Origin of the sequence: Prevotellamassilia timonensis (genome assembly GCF_900106785.1) — a bacterium.
In the GTDB taxonomy this organism is placed as follows: Bacteria; Bacteroidota; Bacteroidia; order Bacteroidales; family Bacteroidaceae; genus Alloprevotella; species Alloprevotella timonensis.
The window spans coordinates 788,222-806,158 of record NZ_LT629845.1; the positions used below are offsets into that span (position 1 = coordinate 788,222).

Consider the following 17,937-nt stretch of genomic DNA (forward strand, 5'->3'; position numbering starts at 1 on the left):
AAAATCAATGAATAATGTGCTCGTCAGGAAAAACTACTAACGAAGTACAGCGCCCAGCTGCTTCTCAAGGTTAGCGACAATTTTTTTCATAATGGCATCCGTCTGTTTGTCATTCATTGTCTTCGTTTCGTCCTGCAATACGAAGTTCACCGCATAGCTTTTTTTACCTTCAGGCAAGTTATCGCCTTCGTAAACATCAAAGAGCTCAACCTTCTTCAATAATTTCTTTTCAGAGTTGCGAGCTATTTGCTCAATCTGTGCAAACTCCACATTTTTATCAATCAAAAGGGCCAAATCTCGGCTTACAGCCGGATATTTGCTGATTTCCTTGAAAGACACGGTATTCTTCTGCAGTTTATTCGTCAACATAGACCAATTTATTTCAGCGTAATAAACCTCTTGGTCTATATCAAAGCGTGATGTAATAGCTTTTGCCACAAGTCCCAACTCTACCAGGACCTTGCCATTCCTATCAGAAACAGACAAGCTCTTAGCAAAGATATCATTAGAACCCTGTCCAATGCGCATACCACCAAGTTCATAACCCAGTCGTACCAAGATGTTCATCACATAGGCCTTCAACTGGTAAACAGAAGTAGCTTCGTTTGCATGAGCCCACGAACCTTCTATATGATTCCCGGTGAGCCATAGACCGATGAAATGAGCCTGGCTATATGCATTAAGCGAATGGTCTGCAGTGTGTTTTTTTGAATTATAGTAATAGCAGTTACCAGTTTCAAAGAAACGCAGATTTTTGCTCTTACGATTAACGTTGTGTGCGATGCTCTCCAAGCCACCAAACAACAAAGTCTGACGCATCACGTTCAAGTCGCTACTCAACGGATTTAACACCCGTACCAATTCGGCAGGTGCATATGTTTCAAGTCCGTCATAATAGCTTTCCTTTGTAAGAGAATTATTCAGTATTTCGCGGAAGCCTTGTCCAACAAGTTGCTCAGCTATTATATTCTCTAATTTATTTGAACGATCCACATCCCCCTTAATTGTCAGGCTCGACTTTACAGAGGTAGGAATTTCAACATTGTTGTAACCATAAATACGCAAGATATCCTCCACCACATCGCAAGGGCGTTGTACATCAACACGATAGGCTGGAATCTCAAGTGATATGCTGTCCTCAGTTTCGCCAACGATCTTCATATCAAGCGAAGTAACAATTTCCTTTATCACCTCAACAGGAATCGTCTTGCCAATCAAATCGTGAACATACTTGTAGTCAAGCTTTACTTCAAATTTCTTCACCAAGCCTTCGGCTTCCACATCTTTGATATCCATGCTTATAGTACCGCCGGCCAATTCCTTAACCAGCATAGCTGCAACTTTAAGTGCATATATCTGGCCGTCGGGGTCCACGCCACGTTCAAAACGGAAAGAGGCATCTGTACTTAAGCCGTGACGGCGAGCGCTTTTTCTTATCCATGTTGGGTGGAAATATGCACTTTCTAACAGCACGTCCTTTGTTGTATCATAGGTGCCAGAACCACGTCCGCCCATCACACCAGCGATACACATCGGTTCTTTTGCATTACAAATAGCCAAATCACGGTCTGTCAATGTGTGCTCCACGCCATCAAGCGTTTGGAATTTTGTACCATCAGGCATTGCCTTAACCACAATTTTATTTCCGTCTATCATGTCTGCATCAAAGCAATGCAACGGCTGTCCATAAGCCATCATTACGTAATTCGTAATGTCAACAATATTGTTGATGGGACGCAATCCTATTGTGTTTAATTTTTCTTTAAGCCATTCAGGACTTTCCTTCACCTCGCAGCCCTTGATAGTAACTGCACAATAGCGCGGACATGCTTCAGTATTTTGGACATCAATATCGATATTCAAGTCATTGTTGTCTACCTTAAAGCCCGACACGTCCATGCGATGTAGAGACGTCTTATAACCGTTACGAATAAGCCACGCATACAAATCGCGGGCTACACCATAGTGTGAGCAAGCATCAGCGCGATTGGGGGTTATGTCAACCTCAATTACCCAATCACTCTCCAAGTTGTAATACTGAGCAGCTTTCATGCCAGTCACAGCATCCTCGGGCAATACGATGATGCCATCATGGCTCTCACCTACCCCGATTTCGTCCTCTGCACACAACATGCCATAGCTCTCAACACCTCTCAACTTCGACTTCTTTATAGTAAAGCATTGATCGCCATCGTATAATTTTGTACCGAGCGTTGCTGCGATAACCTTCTGTCCAGCAGCCACATTCGGAGCACCGCACACAATTTGTACAGGTTCACCTGTGCCCAGATCCACCTGGCACACATGCATGTGGTCACTATTTGGGTGCGGCTCACATGTCAAAACGTGTGCTACGACAAGACCTTCCAAGCCTCCTTTAATAGCTTGAATTTCTTCTACACCATCAACTTCAAGTCCTTCACTTGTTAGCGCATCAGCTACCTCTTGCGGATTAAGGTCGAAATCGACGTATTCTTTAAGCCACTTGTATGATATATTCATTGCTTTGTGCTATAAATTTATATTTTCGGGCAAAAGTACATTTTTTTTTGCTGATAGCAAAGAAATACCCACGATTAACTGCCGCATTTCGGCTATTAAGTAGGTATTCAAAAAACAGTTTATATAATCATGTTTACATTCCCCCACAAATCTGCCAGCATCTCCCCCAAAACAATTCAGACCAAGGTCACAATCAAAATATGACCTTGGTCTGAACCAATTTTATCCGCCAAAATTATCATACATGATGCTTTCGGGCTCTACGCCTAAGCTATCAAGCATTCCTACTACAGCTTTCGACATCGGTCCGGGGCCGCACATGTAATATTCAATATCCTCGGGAGCGTCATGATCCTTCAGATAGGTATTATACATCACCTGGTGTACAAATCCAGCCGTGTACTTTACGCCTGCAGCATCGGCTGCGGGGTCTGGTCTGTCGAGCGCAAGATGGAAATGGAAATTTGGGAAATCCTTTTCCAATTGCAAGAAATCCTGCAAGTAGAACACCTCGTTCAAAGCACGAGCACCATAGAAATAATGCATTTCACGGTCTGTGCAATGAAGCGTACGAGTCATGTGCATTATCTGTGCACGAAGCGGAGCCATACCTGCGCCACCGCCTACCCATATCATTTCCTTTTTTGAGTCGAAATGTGGGTGGAAGTCACCATAAGGACCACTCATAATAACTTTATCGCCAGGCTTGAGCGTGAAAATATAAGAAGAAGCGATACCAGGATTTACATCCATAAACCCACTTCTATCAGCCTTAAAGGGCGGTGTTGCAATACGCACGGTGAGCATAAACACATCTCCCTCTGCAGGATAGTTTGCCATCGAATATGCACGCACTGTCGGTTCAGTATTGACACATTTCAAGGGGAACAATCCGAACTTCTTCCATGCGGGAAGGTATTCCTCGCCAATAAGGCTCTTATCTATATCCTTATCATAGTCCATGCTGAATGCAGGGATTTTTATCTGAGCATAAGAACCTGGTAAGAAGTCCATGTGTGCACCTTGTGGCAACTGAACTTTGAACTCCTTGATAAAGGTTGCAACGTTCTTGTTTGAGATAACAGTACACTCATACTCTTTTACGCCAAGCACGCTGTCGGGCACCTTGATTTCGAGATCACCTTTCACTTTGCACTGGCAACCGAGGCGCCAATGCTCCTTCACTTGTTTGCGAGTAAAGTGTCCTTTTTCAGAATCCAATATTTCGCCACCGCCTTCAACTACTTGGCACTTGCACTGTCCGCAACTGCCTTTGCCACCACATGCCGAGGGCAAGTAGATGCCGTTTTCAGAGAGCGTAGTGAGAAGGCTGCTACCTTGTTCTACCTCTACCTTATCTTTGCCATTGATGGTAACAGTCACTTTGCCACTGGGCGAAAGGTATTTCTTAGCGACGAGCAAAATGACCACCAAAAGGAGTATAATCACCAAGAATACCCCAATACTTGATAAAATTAAATTCAAATCCATTGTCAATTCTTGTTGTGATTAAATGTTCAAACCTGAGAAACACATAAACGCCATGGCCATCAAACCAACGGTGATAAACGTGATGCCAAGTCCCTGCAAAGGCTTCGGCACATTGGTATAAGCCATCTTCTCACGAATTGCAGCCAATGCCACAATAGCCAACAGCCAACCAATACCAGAACCCAATGCATAGACTAAAGCATCTACCACATTACCTATATATTGAGTGCTACCAGGTTCCATGCCTATGCGTTGCTGCATGAAAAGGCTGGCACCCATGATGGCGCAGTTTACAGCAATGAGTGGCAAGAATATACCAAGCGCAGCGTAGAGTGATGGCGAAAAGCGTTCTACAACCATTTCAACCAACTGCACGATACCAGCAATCACTGCAATGAACAAAATAAAAGAAAGGAAAGACAAGTCAACGCCTTGAATAAGACAATCAGGGCCGAGCACCTTTGTTTGCAACAAGTAATCAACAGGCACGGTGATTAAAAGCACAAACGTTACGGCCACGCCAAGTCCCAAGGCTGTCTTGACATTCTTAGATACTGCCAAATAAGAGCACATACCCAAAAAGAATGCAAATATCATATTGTCCACGAAAATGGAGCGGACAAACAGACTTAATAGATGTTCCATTATTAGAATTATATTATATGATGTTAGAACACGGACATACGGGTCACTCACATAAACCGAATTATATCACGAGCCGTATATCCCTATCAGGGTATGTATCAAGCCTCCTTATTGATTGCTCGCAAGGCCCAAATCAAGCAACCCAACAATATGAGTGCCATGGCGGGCATTGTCATCATACCATTGTTCACATAGAAACCGCCATTAGACGCATAGATACATTCGGGTATCACACGCAAACCGAGCAAGGTTCCATTGCCAAGAAGTTCGCGTACAAATCCCACTGCCACAAGCACCCAGGCATAACCCAATCCATTGCCTATACCGTCCAGGAAAGATTCCCACGGACCATTCATCATGGCAAAGGCTTCGAGGCGTCCCATCAAAATACAGTTTGTAATGATAAGACCTACATATACAGAAAGCTGTACACTTACATCGTAGGCATACGCCTTCAACACCTGCGACACGAGCGTCACAAGGGCAGCCACCACCACCAATTGTACAATGATACGTATACGATTGGGTATGGTCTTACGCAAAAGCGAAATTATAACATTCGAAAAAGCCGTAATTACTGTCACCGAAAGACCCATCACAATAGCGGGTTCTAACTGAGAGGTTACAGCCAAAGCCGAACAGATACCCAATACTTGTACAGCCACAGGGTTGTTCAAGTTAAGAGGCCCTGTCAAGGCATCTCTGTTTTCTTTTGAAAATAAACTCATATTAGAAAAAGAGTTTAGAGGTTTATTATTAAAGCCAAACAACTGCGATTACATATTTTCGATAGTTCAATACCATATCGCAGTAACTCAACTGCTTTTACTTATTTCTTAGTTTTTGAGAAGTAGCCTATATACTGCTGCAAGCCATCGTGTATCATGTTTGCCACACCATTCGATGTCAGTGTAGCACCTGTGATACCATCTACTTGATAATTCTTCTTCTCAGGTTCAACCTTGCCATTTTTCACTACAGTCAAAGCTATTTCGCTGTCGTTAGAATTTGCAAAGAGTTGCTTACCTTTGAACTGATCTTGGAATTTTTCTTCCGCAATCAAGGCACCAAGTCCGGCAGTTTCACTCTCATGAGAGAAATAAGCACCATATACGGTTTGCAGATCTGCGTTAATGGCCATATAGCCCCAAAGGCCACCCCAAAGACCGCGGCCTGTCATAGGAACCACATACTTTGTTTCGCCATTAACCTTGCAGATATAGACGGGCAAGCAATTAGCGCTTATGTTCTTGTTCTCAACTTTGAAACCATCGTTTTCCTTGCTTTTGCCTTCTGCCACAACAGAGCCGTCAGCCTTTACAATCATGTCAGACATCACGCATTCATTGTACTTGCTTTCAATGTCCTGCGCATCATTCAATCCTCGCACATTCAAAGCAGCAAGTATTTGCTTTTTTTTGTCCAAGGCCACGTTCTTGTCCTGCGTTGGCTTTAAGGCAGACGAAACAAACGCGAGCAAGAATGCAACAATAACAACCATTACCGTTGCATAGACGATAGTATATGAATTTTTATTTGTATTCATTTTGTGTCATTTAATGGTTATCGGCAAGAATGGACGTGCTTCAACGCATCATTCCTTGCTTATTACCTAATTCAACTACTTACCAGCTCGTTTAATACGTTTGTTGATATTGCTTTGCACAAAACAATAGTCAATCAGCGGTGCAAACATATTCATAAACAATATGGCCAGCATCATGCCTTCGGGATAACCCGGATTGAGTACTCTAATCAATATGGCCAAGGCACCAATCAGGAAACCATAAATATATTTACCCTTTTCGGTGCGTGCACTCGTAACGGGGTCTGTTGCCATAAATACAGCACCAAAGCAGAAACCACCTGTTGTCAGATGTTCAAACCAAGGCATATTCGCTGCTGCATTAGCCGACAAGCCAAGCATATTGAAAAGCACGGCCACTAAGGCGCCACCTACAAATACACTGACCATTGTGCGCCACGAAGCGATTTGAGTAAAAAGTAAGATAATCGCACCTATTGCTATGGCAATCACTGATGTTTCACCAATTGAACCAGGTATTAAACCAAGTATAGTGTCACTCAAACTTGCCGTAGGCATACTACCCGAAGCCACCTCTCCAAGAGGCGTTGCCATCGTTGTTCCATCGGGGAGCACATATCCCAAGCCACATACTTGTTCGTTCGCTACCCAAACCTTGTCACCACTCATGCTCGTTGGGTATGAGAAGAACAAGAATGCGCGTGCTACTAAAGCAGGGTTAAAGATATTCATGCCAGTGCCACCAAATATTTCCTTGCAGAAAATAACCGAGAAGGCAACAGCCAAAGCCAACATCCACAATGGGCAATTTACGGGCACAATAAGTGGTATCAAAATACCTGTCACGAGGTAACCTTCTTGTATTTCCTCATGCTTCCACTGCGCTACCGCAAACTCAATGCCAAGTCCTACAACATAAGATACGACAATTTTGGGCAATACCAGCAGTAAACCATACAGAAACATCGATATAGCCGAAGTTTCAGCCAGTTTGCCGGCAGCAAGCGCATTTTGGTATCCAATATTGTACATACCGAACAACAGTGCCGGCAAAAGCGCTATAACGACGAAAGACATTATTCGCTTTGAGTCAATGGCATCGTGTACGCTGACACCCACCTTTGACGTCGTATTTGGCACGAGCATGAAAGTCTCCATTCCTTCAAAAACTGAACGGAAAGCCTTCAGTTTGCCACCCTCCTCAAAGGTCGGGCGTAATTTATCAAATATTTGCTTTATCATTGTCTTTTATGCGTTTTCTTTTCTCAGTATATCCAAGCCTTCACGTACAATTCGCTGCAGTTCGAGCTTTGATGAATCAATAAATTCCGCCACAGCGAAATCCTCTGGAGCCACCTCATAGATACCCAAAGCTTCCTGGCGGTCTATATCACCTGTGAGAATAGCCTTAATCAAATAGCTTGGATAAATGTCCATAGGGAACACACGTTCATACTCTGCACTCATAATCATGTGGCGTTCACCACCCTTGACACGGCAATCCAGGTCGTATGATTTCTTTTTGCCAAAGAGCCACGAGAAATAGCTATGACTTGTTGAGAAATCATTAAGACGGGGTGCAATCCAGCCGAATGCTTCGTTTACATCATCGCCCTCGGGTATTACACACACCTCTGTGCTGAATGCTCCAAGGGAATCAGTAATTGCAGATTTATAGCCGACAAACGGATTTCCGTTGATAATGCGTGTATGCTCCACATTATCAATTTGACCCTTCAGTATATCAGCCAATGGAGCGCCAATTATGGTTTCTACATAATGAGGTTCCTTTACACATGAGCCTGCCACCGCAATACGTCTTGTAAGAGACAACTTGCCGGTACGGATCAAACGACCCAACACGAGTGCCATCTCGGCTCCAAGTGTCCAAACAACCTCACCCTTATTGACTGGCGACACGTGGTTTATCTGCACGCCCACATTGCCCGAAGGGTTGGGACCATCAAAAACGCTTACTTCTGCCTCCTCAATAGGCAAAATCTCCGAATTTATCTGCTCAGGACAGATGCCCAGATGTACTTTGGCTATCTTAGCCAAGGCGCGAATACCAAGTTTGAAATCCTGTTCGAAACCTTTCACTACAACGCCAAAGTCTGCTGCCAAGGGCATTTTGTTGAATGCAGAAACGAAAATGGCTTTCGGAGCTTCATTCGGATTGGCAACCACATCATAAGGACGCTGGCGCATAAATGCGAACAGACCACTTTCAAGCATCAGTTCTTTTACTTCATCGCCTGTAAGCTTAGATAAATCCTTTACTCCAAAGTCCTTAAACTCTTGTGTTTCATTGGCTTTAATACGGAAACGCAGCAATTTGCGACGCTCGCCACGCTCAACGCCCACCACTGTACCACTAACAGGTGATACGAACTGGACACGTTCTGTAGCTTTGTCTACAAACAGGGCCTGCCCTGCCAGCACATTGTCGCCCTCTTTTACAACAGTACGTGGTACAATGCCTGGAAAATCTGCAGGCATTACCGCATACTCGCTACTTAGAGCAGCTGCTGAAAGCTTGGCTGTGGCTTCACCTTTTAATTTAAGGTCTAAGCCTTTCTTAATTTTGTACAAAGTTTTCATTAAACGAATAAATAGATTTTGCGCAAAATTACATATAAAAAAGTATTTCACAAAAATTTTTGCTTTGACATTTAAGACTTAACCGACTATCAACCGCAAAATTTTGATATGCCCCTGCCAATTACTTCTAATTATTAGCTGTATTCCGACCTTCCCTGCAACATCTGCACACTATCTACACATTGCCAAACGTGTTTTGTCTGCACTCTACACTTTTCTACTGTAAAGTCCTGATAGTCAACGGATAAAAGCGTGTAGACAACGCCGTTTTCTGTATGCACAACCGTCTGCACGCTGTCACTGGCGGCAAAGTGCACTTACAGCATAGGTTTAGCGTTTTCAGAGTATAGGGAGGGCGGAAATTCAATTACTCCGACAATTTTTACGCTCTCCCTATGCCGTCAAAACCTGTTGGCGTAACACGTTCCACACCTGTGCATACGATACAGTGCAGTAAGTGCAGTAAGTGTGTAGATAGTGCAGACAGAGTGTAGATGGTAGTGTAGATAGTGTAGATAGTGTAGATGGTAGTGCATATAAAAATTGGGGTTGTCTACACTACGTAACTCTTTGACTATCAACAATATTTCATACAAAGGTGCAGAGTGTAGACATTTTACGTAAAAAGTGCTGTGAGAGGAAACTGCACAGACTTTTGCATGGTTCTTATTTAGCTATTTGTGTATTAAGACTTTTCTTTTTTATTGCTTCTATATAACAAAGTTCAAATATCATCTTTGTTATTATCTCAACTTGTTTGCCATTCTGGCAAAGGGAACTGTCAGATAAAAACGCCGAAACGCAACTTTTTTCGTCTTAAACCCTTTATAAATAGGACTTCATGCTCTTTATTCAAAAAGTAAGCCCCTATAGTTAACTGTACATAGCCGCAGAGCTTTTATTAGCATAAAAGCGAATCACGAAATATGACAGCGACCACGTTGTCCGTGACAGGCTGTTTATGCTTTGGAGTTTTACCAGAAAGCAATATATTACTATAGCACTCACGGATTGCACCGATTGCACGGATTCTTTCGCTCACGCGACGTGCTTTAGCACCACGGAGATGACGGATTTGACGGATTTTGTGAGCATTGCATGCTCACTTCGCCATTAGCTCGTTGCTACGACCAGGTCCCTTACTACATGATCTGTGCTAACATATTTCGCCACGGGTACGTTACGGGCCAATAGCGAAGTGAGCATGCAATGCTCACAAAATCCGTAAAATCCGTCATCTCCGTGGTGCTAAAGCACGTTGCATGAGCGAAAGAATCCGTGCAATCGGTGCGATCCGTGAGTATAATATCAGAGTGGTTTCACAGGACAGCAATATTTTTTTTAATAACTCTCCGGTAAATAAGTTGTCAGAAACACGCTGCAAAAAGCGCAAGCACTAATGGGGGCGACGCGTCCCGCTTCGGTTTTTTCAGCAGCCTCGACTCGCGTCGGGCATTAAGGCAAAGGCTCACAGACAGGCGTGTAATTAGTGCTGTCTGTGAGCCTTTATTTAGTGTATGAGCCTTTGCCTTAATTGCCCGAACGCGGGACGCGTCGCCCCCATTAGTGGTAGCGTTTGGTGATAGCGTTTGATGCTTGAATTCTTTCGCGTGGTTACGTTTTACCGGACAGTAATTTACTCTTAGCTTATGCTGTAATCGAAATCACATTATGTATCTCCTTTATGAAATCTTTAAGGCAAACAAACTGGTTGCCAAAAACATTGCGCCAAGGATAACGCTTCAATGGATATTCTGTGAAGTCACTTAGCAGAATGTCACCATTCACGCTAATATAGTCGAGAATATTCTTCAAGTATTGCTCTTGCTCCGAAGTCAGATTTGCCCCCTTAATGAATTGAGCATACTTCTCTAAAGCCTTCTTGCGGTCGATACCTTTAATAACACGGATAAAAGCAGCTACATTGTTATTGTAGCGTTTCCCTACTGTGATTCTGTTATATTCCTCACGTGTGCCAAGTTCCTCCCAAAAGATGCGTTGAAGTTCTTCTATGTCAGCAGGTGACAATTGTTCGAAGTTCTGAATCTTGTTCAAGGCTTCATTATCATTATGGCATGCCAGATATTCTATCACACGTTGTTTGTAGGTCGCCTTTAATGCAACTCTTGCAGCTTCATCATCAGCCGTTGTGGTGTCTTCAATGTCGATAATGAATTTGCGGTCGCCACGCCCCTCTTCAAGGATATGGACCAACTCGCGCAATTCCTTGCGTACACGTTCTAATCGGTCAATCGTACTTGTTTCCCAAAATCGAACTGTCTGTACTTCACGAATGGTGTCGATACGCTCCTTTACAACAGGTATCGAAGCTTTAGCCTCCAACATTCGAGCTATGGCAATTACGCCCGTTCTGCACTTATCTGCATTGACGGTACTATCAACCTTTTCCAGCTGCAAGTGAAGCATCAGTATATCGAACTTCTTAGCAGCCTCGTTTTCGTTAGGACGAGGCAATAGTGAGGCAATGCCCTTAAGTTTGGCCACATCAACATCGCTCAGACATACCCAGGCGTCCATGCTGCGATATGGCTCAACTTGGGCAATCTTTTCCCTCACATCTATTCTTGCCACACTGAGACTATCTACTTGTTTATGAAGCATCTCCTTCAATTCATCGTGTAATCTCTTGTCTGCTTCTTTTTCCTGGTGTTCTGCCGACTGCAATGCAAAGGCTATGTCAAGCCGCAGAGAAAAGAGTCTTTCGGTTAAGGATTTGACCGTTACCGGATCTGCCCCTTCTGTGTGTACCGAGAAATACTCAAAGTTATTACACCAATCGAAGATGTAGAACTCTTCCTTATCCTTGTTGCCAAAGAGTCCAGGGCAGAGTCGGGTGCCACGACCTATCATCTGCATGAACTTAATCTTGGATTTTACGCGCTTAAAGAATACGAGATTGAGGACAGACGGCACGTCCACACCCGTGTCGAGCATATCCACGCTGACAACAATCTGTGGCATTTTCTCAGGCTCTTCGAAATCAAGAATCAAGTCCCCGGCATATTTCACATAGTTGTCAATCAGCTGGCAGTATTGTACTCCCTTTTCAGGATAAAGCTCGCGAAATCTCTTCACTATCTGCTCAGCGTGCATATGGTTCATGGCAAAGATAATGGTCTTGCCCACTTCTTCCCCACTCTGCACTTTCAGTCCCTTTTCCATCAGCTCTTGAAGCACCTTGTCGATGGTATTATTGTTAAAAAGATAGTTGAAGATTTCCTTTGACTCTATGTCACGATGATAGTCTTCACCATCGCCCATGCCGGCCAAAGCCTTCTCGTAATCCCAAACTTCTTCAAGTTTGTCTTGCTGGTCTTTAGACAGGTCGTCCCATTTGATGCCGGTCTCCATAATTTTGGAATGAAACTGTAGCGTTTTGTAAGGTACGAGATACCCGTCGGCTACGGCCTCCTCATAATCATAGCTATAATTTGGCGTACCATTATCCAGTTGCAGCAGGTCGTAAGTGCTACGGTCTATCTCGTCGCGCGGGGTGGCAGTAAGCCCTATAAGCAAAGAGTCGAAATAGTTGAATATCGCACCATAGCGACCAAACACACTGCGGTGCGCCTCGTCTATAATAATAAGGTCGAATCTGCCAATGGTGAACTTCTTCTCGTCCTTATCTATATAGTTTATCATGGTCTGATAGGTAGAGAACATGATACGTGCCTGCATGTAAGGCTCCTTATCCTCGTTCAATACCGACATCGGCACATCGGGCAACAATGCTTTGTAGTTTTTGTGTGCTTGGTTGACAAGAGCCGTGCGGTCAGCCAGGAACAGCACATTTTTCGCCCAGTCGTTGCACATCAATATGTCGCAGAGTGAGATGCTGACGCGGGTCTTTCCTGTACCTGTGGCAAGGACGAGAAGGCCACGACGATGTTGCTGGTTCAACCATTCTATAATACTCTTGATAGCTGTTTGCTGATAAGGGCGGTTGGTGATATTCTCATTGATGCGGAGGTCACAAATCTTTGCACGTTTTCTCTTCTGAATCAGACGTTCAAGGTCGTCCATTGAATGGAAAGAACAAACCGGCCTGTCCGTATAGCCCAGGCCATCAATCACCTGGGTATTAAACCCATTCGTATAATAGATGACAGGTCTTACGCCATACTTCCGCTCCAGGGCATCGGCATATAGCATGGCTTGCCGGCGCCCTTCACCCACCTCGTGAGTGGTGGCCTTTGCTTCGATAACAGCCAAAGGTTTACCGCCACGGCTGAACAGCACATAGTCGGCATAGCCTTTTCCTGATGTGGTAGGCATTCCTTCCACTTCAACTTCTATGCAAGCCATTCCGCCCTGCACATCGCCTTTCACTTCAAGTATATCCCACCCTGCTTCGATGAGCATATAGTCGATAAAATATTTGCGTGTAATGGCTTCGCTTGCAAGGCTTTCCTTTGGTATGTTGGGAGATTGTGGGTGTTCTATGTTCTCCTTTGATGCACTATTCACCACGTCCATTTCTACTTGCGGACTTGGAGCTGTTGTCAGCACAGGCCCTGTTATCCTGTCAGGAATGAGTGTTGCATCAAAAGCCGGGATACTACTCATGGCTCCCCAACGGTACATAAATCCTGCCACAACATTATAAAGCGCACGCAGGCAACGGAATGCTTTTACACGTTTTACGGGTTCACCACCATCATGACTGGCAGAGTTACCAATTTTTTGAACCAGGCGTATGTCGTCACTCAGTCTGTAGTCGCGATTGATAAAGGCATAAGTCTCTGGCTTATGAAGCATGTCGTTGAGGGTTTCACGATCAGCAATCTGTACGTCATTTATCCTCAACATATTCTTCACAAGCCATTCCAAAGCTTTGCGCGAACTATTGGCTGAAGCCTCAGGGAATGTCGTCTGCAAAGATTCAGCCATATCGCAGTATTCGTGCAAGCGTTTGAAGCCTGGCACTTCCTCTGCCAAAAGCAGGATATAATCGAAATTCTTAGCCATATATCGTTATTTCTTTTTGTACGTTCGGTTTTTGTTGCCACCTTGTACTTCAATATAGCCGAACTCTGTAAGTTGGCGTAGGTAACGTTTGGCGGTAGTTTGAGTTAGGTTGAATTGCTTGGTGATGGCCTCTGTGGTGATCTCTTGCCTTTCATCTGCAAAAGTTAAAATATCTGCCAATTTCTTAGCTAATGCTTGCTTTATCGACCATTTCCTCTGCAAAATCAGTTTTATCGACCTTTCCCTCTGTCATTTACTTGACAAATTGGTCGATATCCCATTTCAGATGCCTACACTTGAAATATCTGAATATCTTCATTCTCTCTTGTGTCTATCAGAGCTTGAATGTATTTATTCAAACCAATACTGCATACGAGCTGCAAGGAGGGTTTCAAGGTCTATAATAGCTTTCTGAACCTCAGCCTTCTGATGTTCTATCTGCTCTATGCACTGGGCAAAGAGGTGTTGGAGAGGGAGGGGAGGGAGACAAAGAGGTATTTCTCTTACGTCTTTCATGTTTATCTGTTTTAGTGTAATTCCCCTTGTATATTCTGCAATATGCTGTTGTATAGATGGATTTGATATTTGATAATATATAAACCATTTGTTGCAAGACGGACCGCATTCAATAGGTGTAATGCCTCGAGTAACATTGCAACCTTTCAATTCGGGAGAAGCCATAGCAACTAATCCTGTGGTTCCTCGTACGCACATTAATATTTCATCACCCTTTAATATTGTTCGCTTATACGAATCAGATATCTCTTTGGTCGTGTTTTTTAGTCCTTGACGGGATATAAAAGTTTCAGTCATGTCAACAGGACGAACTACTGGCACACCATTTTCTAAACCATCACCAGGTTGTACAATACCATAGGATATAGAGCAATCATCTGATACAATTTCCTTTAACTTCATTACTTCCCACCCCTTATCATTCTCCACAGGGTCTCCGAACATCTCATAGAAGATGCTTTGGGCGAGGTTATCGAAATCTTTCAGTTGCTCTTTCTTCAGACGAATCAACTCTTTAATTTTGTCAAGTTCGGAAACTATCGCAAGCTGGGTGGACTTGGGAGGGAGGGGGATGGTATGTTCTTTTAACCATTCTGTACTCATATTCAGCTGTGCAATACCACGAGCAGACCGAATTGCAGCTCTCTCGAAAACATCAGAATTAAATAGATGAAAAAGGTAATTTAGGCTTATCTCATCAGATTTTGTTCTTATGCATGCTACACGTTGATTTAATGCTGCAGGGAGCATGCTCTTTTGTAACATGCCTACTCTTCCGACATTTCCTGTCAGAGACATAACTAAATCTCCTTCACGCAATGAATATTGCGTCAAATTCTTAATGTCATCATCTGAATAATATTTAGGATCATTGTCTATAACATATCCTTTCTGTACATTTGTAATTCTAATAATTCTTGTACCAGAATTCGTATATTTAGAACTCTTGAAAGCATATCCATTAAGGATATTACAAACCTCTCCTAACTTCTTATATTCCCACCCTTCTCTCATACTCTTTCTTCCTTATTATTTACTTCATGTTGCATCATGAATAATTGTGTTAGTCGTTCTATAGCACGAAACCAATGGCTGGATTTATGCTTCTTAATGTCCATATTTATTCCACCAACATTCCCTTCAGTTCCTCAAAGCCTTTGACATATTCGCCCTCGGTTTGCTGCAAGCGTGCGAGAATGTCTTTTACTGGTTCGTACTCCACCTTCTCACGCTCCACCTCCTTATATTTATTGATAGAGAGGTCGTAGTCGTTGGCAATGATTTCCTCTACAGGCACAAAGAAACTTTGCTCCTTGCGGGTGCGGCTGGCCTCTGCCTCAAGATTTTTGAAACGGGCAACTACATCGGGAATATCATTGTCGGCAATGGGTGAGCGCTTGTCGTCGAGCGAGAATCCATCGGCTTTCATGTCGTAGAACCACACCTTGTCGGTTCCGCCGCAGTTTGTTTTGGTAAAAATGAGGACTGCGGTAGACACACCGGCATAAGGCTTGAATACGCCACTCGGCATAGAGATAACGGCACGGAGTTGTTGCTTTTCTACAATCTCCTTGCGAATGGCAACGTGGGCTTTTGATGTGCCAAACAACACGCCATCGGGCACAATGCTGGCACAACGGCCCCCTAACTCGAGCGAGCGAACGAACTGAGCCAAGAAGAGCAGTTCGGTTTTGGTGGTATTGGCATAAGCCAAAATCTTCTTGTTAACATTGCCCTTGTCGAGACTGCCAGCAAAGGGTGGATTGGCCATAATCAGACTGTAACAACCTTGATCCTCATTCTGCTCAGAAAGAGAATCTTTCCAGGCCAGCTCAGGTGCCGTCACATCATGAAGCATCAGGTTCATGGCACCAATGCGGAGCATCGTTTGGTCGGTGTCATAGCCATTGATCATAGATGTTTTGATATGGTGAACTTCCTCGGCTGCATAGAATGCCGTTTCGTAGTGCTTTTTGATGTATTTCACAGCCTCGACAAGGAAACCAGCGCTTCCCATGGCTGGGTCGCAGATGTAATCTTGTGGGGTTGGCTCCATCATTTCAACTATCATACGTATGATATGGCGGGGTGTGCGAAACTGGCCGTTGGTGCCAGAAGCTGCCATCTTGCCAAGAATGTACTCATACACATCGCCCATGGTGTCGCGATTGTTCATGTCCAACGCGTCCACACCGTCCACAATCTTGGTTAGCGTGCGAGCGTTTGGCACCAAAAAGATGGCTGTTTTCATGTATCGACTGTAAGCACTCTCTTCGCCTGTACCGATATGCTTGATGAACTCGAATACGTTCTGACGAATCATGTTATACATGTTCTCAGAACCTGTATTGCGAAACACCGACCAACGCATGCTTTCGTAAGGCACTTCTTGATTGGTATCAGGATTCAGCCACATCTGTCCGGCGGGGAATGTCGGATTCTTTACTTCGGAGTCGAAATCGCGGGCATTGTCTTCCTCTTGAAGTTGCTTGTCGTCCAGCATCTTCATGAAGAAGATATAGGTCATCTGTTCAAGAACGGTGATAGGGTTGGTGACACCTGCCACAAAGAAGGTGTCCCATATCTGGTCTATCTGGTTCTTAATTTCACCTGTAATCATAATATGTATTGTATTTCTATTTATTAGAACTGCCCATAAGCTCATTGCCGGGGCAAACATCGTAACCATCTTCGCTCACAATGACTTGTGTGATGTTCACGTATGGCAAATGTAATTTAATGAATTGATGGATAATACGGTGTAAAGATACTCTTTTTTATTAAAACTCCCGTGAATTTCAATAAAGCTTGTAATAAAATGCCTGAATTCTTTGTGATTTGAGTTGTACGTCATGCACTTTACTGAAGTTTCGGATTTAGATTCGCACGGTCTGCTCTAACACGGGGAGACCCAGGGTGTCGCTTCGTTTGCCATGGGCTTGAGTTGTCTTACTACGTTCGTTCAACGTGCTTACTTCGTACGTTCAACGTGTTTACTTCGTTCGAAGTAAACGCTTACTACGTTCGATGTGGCATGACCTGGGCTTGGGTTTGTACTCTCATCACTCCCACAAGTGCATCATCTTTTCGTTTGACAACGGACGATCGCCGCCATTATTCGCCCCGCACTTGCTATATACGAAAGTTGAGTTCGAAGAATACGTACGTATTCGTTATTTCACTGAAGTTTCGGATTTAGGTTCGCACGGCCTGAAAGGCCAACAGCACTTAGCCCAGGGCAATGCCCTGGGCTAAGTGCTGTTGAGGCTGTCGCCCTAAAAGGGCAAAAGCATTCCCGAATTTATTTCAAGCTTTTGCCCTTTCAGGTAGGGTGTTCAAAATAGGCATCAAAAGCGAGACCGTTTTAGGAAATTCTATTCGTTGTCATGGCTTCTATATAACAAAGTTCAAATATCATCTTTGTTATTATCTCAACTTGTTTGCCATTCTGGCAAAAGGAACTGTTCGGTGAAAAGTAAACATGCGAACGGACTCAAGCACCAAACGCAAGCACTAATGGGGGCGACGCGTCCCGCGTCGGGAAAAGATTCAGCTATTATTTAGTGAGTCTTTCCTTTTAATTATCCCGACGCGAGACGCGTCGCCCCCATTAGTGCTTGCGTTTTTTTACAGCGCGTTTCGGGCAA

General features: G+C 43.9%; 11 protein-coding genes. All 11 read right to left on the reverse strand.

Features of this window, described 5'->3' with window-relative positions:
• Positions 1 to 36 precede the first annotated feature (36 nt).
• Positions 37 to 2,502, reverse strand: a complete 2,466-nt coding sequence (pheT, locus tag BQ5453_RS11715) for a phenylalanine--tRNA ligase subunit beta (protein ID WP_071123335.1) — start codon at positions 2,500 to 2,502, stop codon at positions 37 to 39.
• Between the two features lie 222 nt (positions 2,503 to 2,724).
• On the reverse strand, positions 2,725 to 3,993 hold the full coding sequence (gene nqrF, locus BQ5453_RS11720) for an NADH:ubiquinone reductase (Na(+)-transporting) subunit F (protein WP_071123336.1): 1,269 nt from the start codon (positions 3,991 to 3,993) through the stop codon (positions 2,725 to 2,727).
• A gap of 18 nt (positions 3,994 to 4,011) precedes the next feature.
• Entirely contained in the window at positions 4,012 to 4,638 is a 627-nt protein-coding gene (gene nqrE, locus BQ5453_RS11725; protein WP_022102953.1) for an NADH:ubiquinone reductase (Na(+)-transporting) subunit E, read from the reverse strand.
• Positions 4,639 to 4,736: 98 nt separating this feature from the next.
• A complete protein-coding gene (locus tag BQ5453_RS11730; RefSeq protein WP_022102952.1) occupies positions 4,737 to 5,366 on the reverse strand; it encodes an NADH:ubiquinone reductase (Na(+)-transporting) subunit D in 630 nt (209 codons plus the stop codon).
• A 101-nt stretch (positions 5,367 to 5,467) separates the two neighbouring features.
• Entirely contained in the window at positions 5,468 to 6,184 is a 717-nt protein-coding gene (nqrC, locus tag BQ5453_RS11735) for an NADH:ubiquinone reductase (Na(+)-transporting) subunit C (RefSeq protein WP_071123337.1), read from the reverse strand.
• Positions 6,185 to 6,259: 75 nt separating this feature from the next.
• On the reverse strand, positions 6,260 to 7,426 hold the full coding sequence (locus BQ5453_RS11740) for an NADH:ubiquinone reductase (Na(+)-transporting) subunit B (protein ID WP_071123338.1): 1,167 nt from the start codon (positions 7,424 to 7,426) through the stop codon (positions 6,260 to 6,262).
• Positions 7,427 to 7,432: 6 nt separating this feature from the next.
• On the reverse strand, positions 7,433 to 8,785 hold the full coding sequence (locus tag BQ5453_RS11745; RefSeq protein WP_071123339.1) for a Na(+)-translocating NADH-quinone reductase subunit A: 1,353 nt from the start codon (positions 8,783 to 8,785) through the stop codon (positions 7,433 to 7,435).
• Between the two features lie 1,647 nt (positions 8,786 to 10,432).
• Positions 10,433 to 13,774 (reverse strand): type I restriction endonuclease subunit R, encoded by a 3,342-nt coding sequence (locus tag BQ5453_RS11750; protein ID WP_071123340.1) that lies wholly within the window; start codon positions 13,772 to 13,774, stop codon positions 10,433 to 10,435.
• A gap of 6 nt (positions 13,775 to 13,780) precedes the next feature.
• Positions 13,781 to 13,954 carry a helix-turn-helix domain-containing protein gene (locus tag BQ5453_RS11755; RefSeq protein WP_161942428.1) on the reverse strand — a complete coding sequence of 58 codons (174 nt, stop codon included), beginning with the start codon at positions 13,952 to 13,954 and terminating at the stop codon, positions 13,781 to 13,783.
• A gap of 171 nt (positions 13,955 to 14,125) precedes the next feature.
• Positions 14,126 to 15,304: a restriction endonuclease subunit S gene (locus BQ5453_RS11760; RefSeq protein WP_071123342.1), complete on the reverse strand. Its 1,179-nt coding sequence runs from the start codon at positions 15,302 to 15,304 to the stop codon at positions 14,126 to 14,128.
• A 106-nt stretch (positions 15,305 to 15,410) separates the two neighbouring features.
• On the reverse strand, positions 15,411 to 16,910 hold the full coding sequence (locus tag BQ5453_RS11765; RefSeq protein WP_071123343.1) for a class I SAM-dependent DNA methyltransferase: 1,500 nt from the start codon (positions 16,908 to 16,910) through the stop codon (positions 15,411 to 15,413).
• Positions 16,911 to 17,937 lie beyond the last annotated feature (1,027 nt).

Bases quoted from the DNA above. Each gene is read 5' to 3' on its own strand.
- nqrF (WP_071123336.1), bottom strand. From the start codon at position 3,993: ATGGATTTGAATTTAATTTTATCAAGTATTGGGGTATTCTTGGTGATT.
- BQ5453_RS11760 (WP_071123342.1), bottom strand. From the start codon at position 15,304: ATGAGAGAAGGGTGGGAATATAAGAAGTTAGGAGAGGTTTGTAATATC.
- nqrC (WP_071123337.1), bottom strand. From the start codon at position 6,184: ATGAATACAAATAAAAATTCATATACTATCGTCTATGCAACGGTAATG.
- BQ5453_RS11740 (WP_071123338.1), bottom strand. From the start codon at position 7,426: ATGATAAAGCAAATATTTGATAAATTACGCCCGACCTTTGAGGAGGGT.
- pheT (WP_071123335.1), bottom strand. From the start codon at position 2,502: ATGAATATATCATACAAGTGGCTTAAAGAATACGTCGATTTCGACCTT.
- BQ5453_RS11745 (WP_071123339.1), bottom strand. From the start codon at position 8,785: ATGAAAACTTTGTACAAAATTAAGAAAGGCTTAGACCTTAAATTAAAA.
- BQ5453_RS11750 (WP_071123340.1), bottom strand. From the start codon at position 13,774: ATGGCTAAGAATTTCGATTATATCCTGCTTTTGGCAGAGGAAGTGCCA.
- BQ5453_RS11730 (WP_022102952.1), bottom strand. From the start codon at position 5,366: ATGAGTTTATTTTCAAAAGAAAACAGAGATGCCTTGACAGGGCCTCTT.
- nqrE (WP_022102953.1), bottom strand. From the start codon at position 4,638: ATGGAACATCTATTAAGTCTGTTTGTCCGCTCCATTTTCGTGGACAAT.
- BQ5453_RS11765 (WP_071123343.1), bottom strand. From the start codon at position 16,910: ATGATTACAGGTGAAATTAAGAACCAGATAGACCAGATATGGGACACC.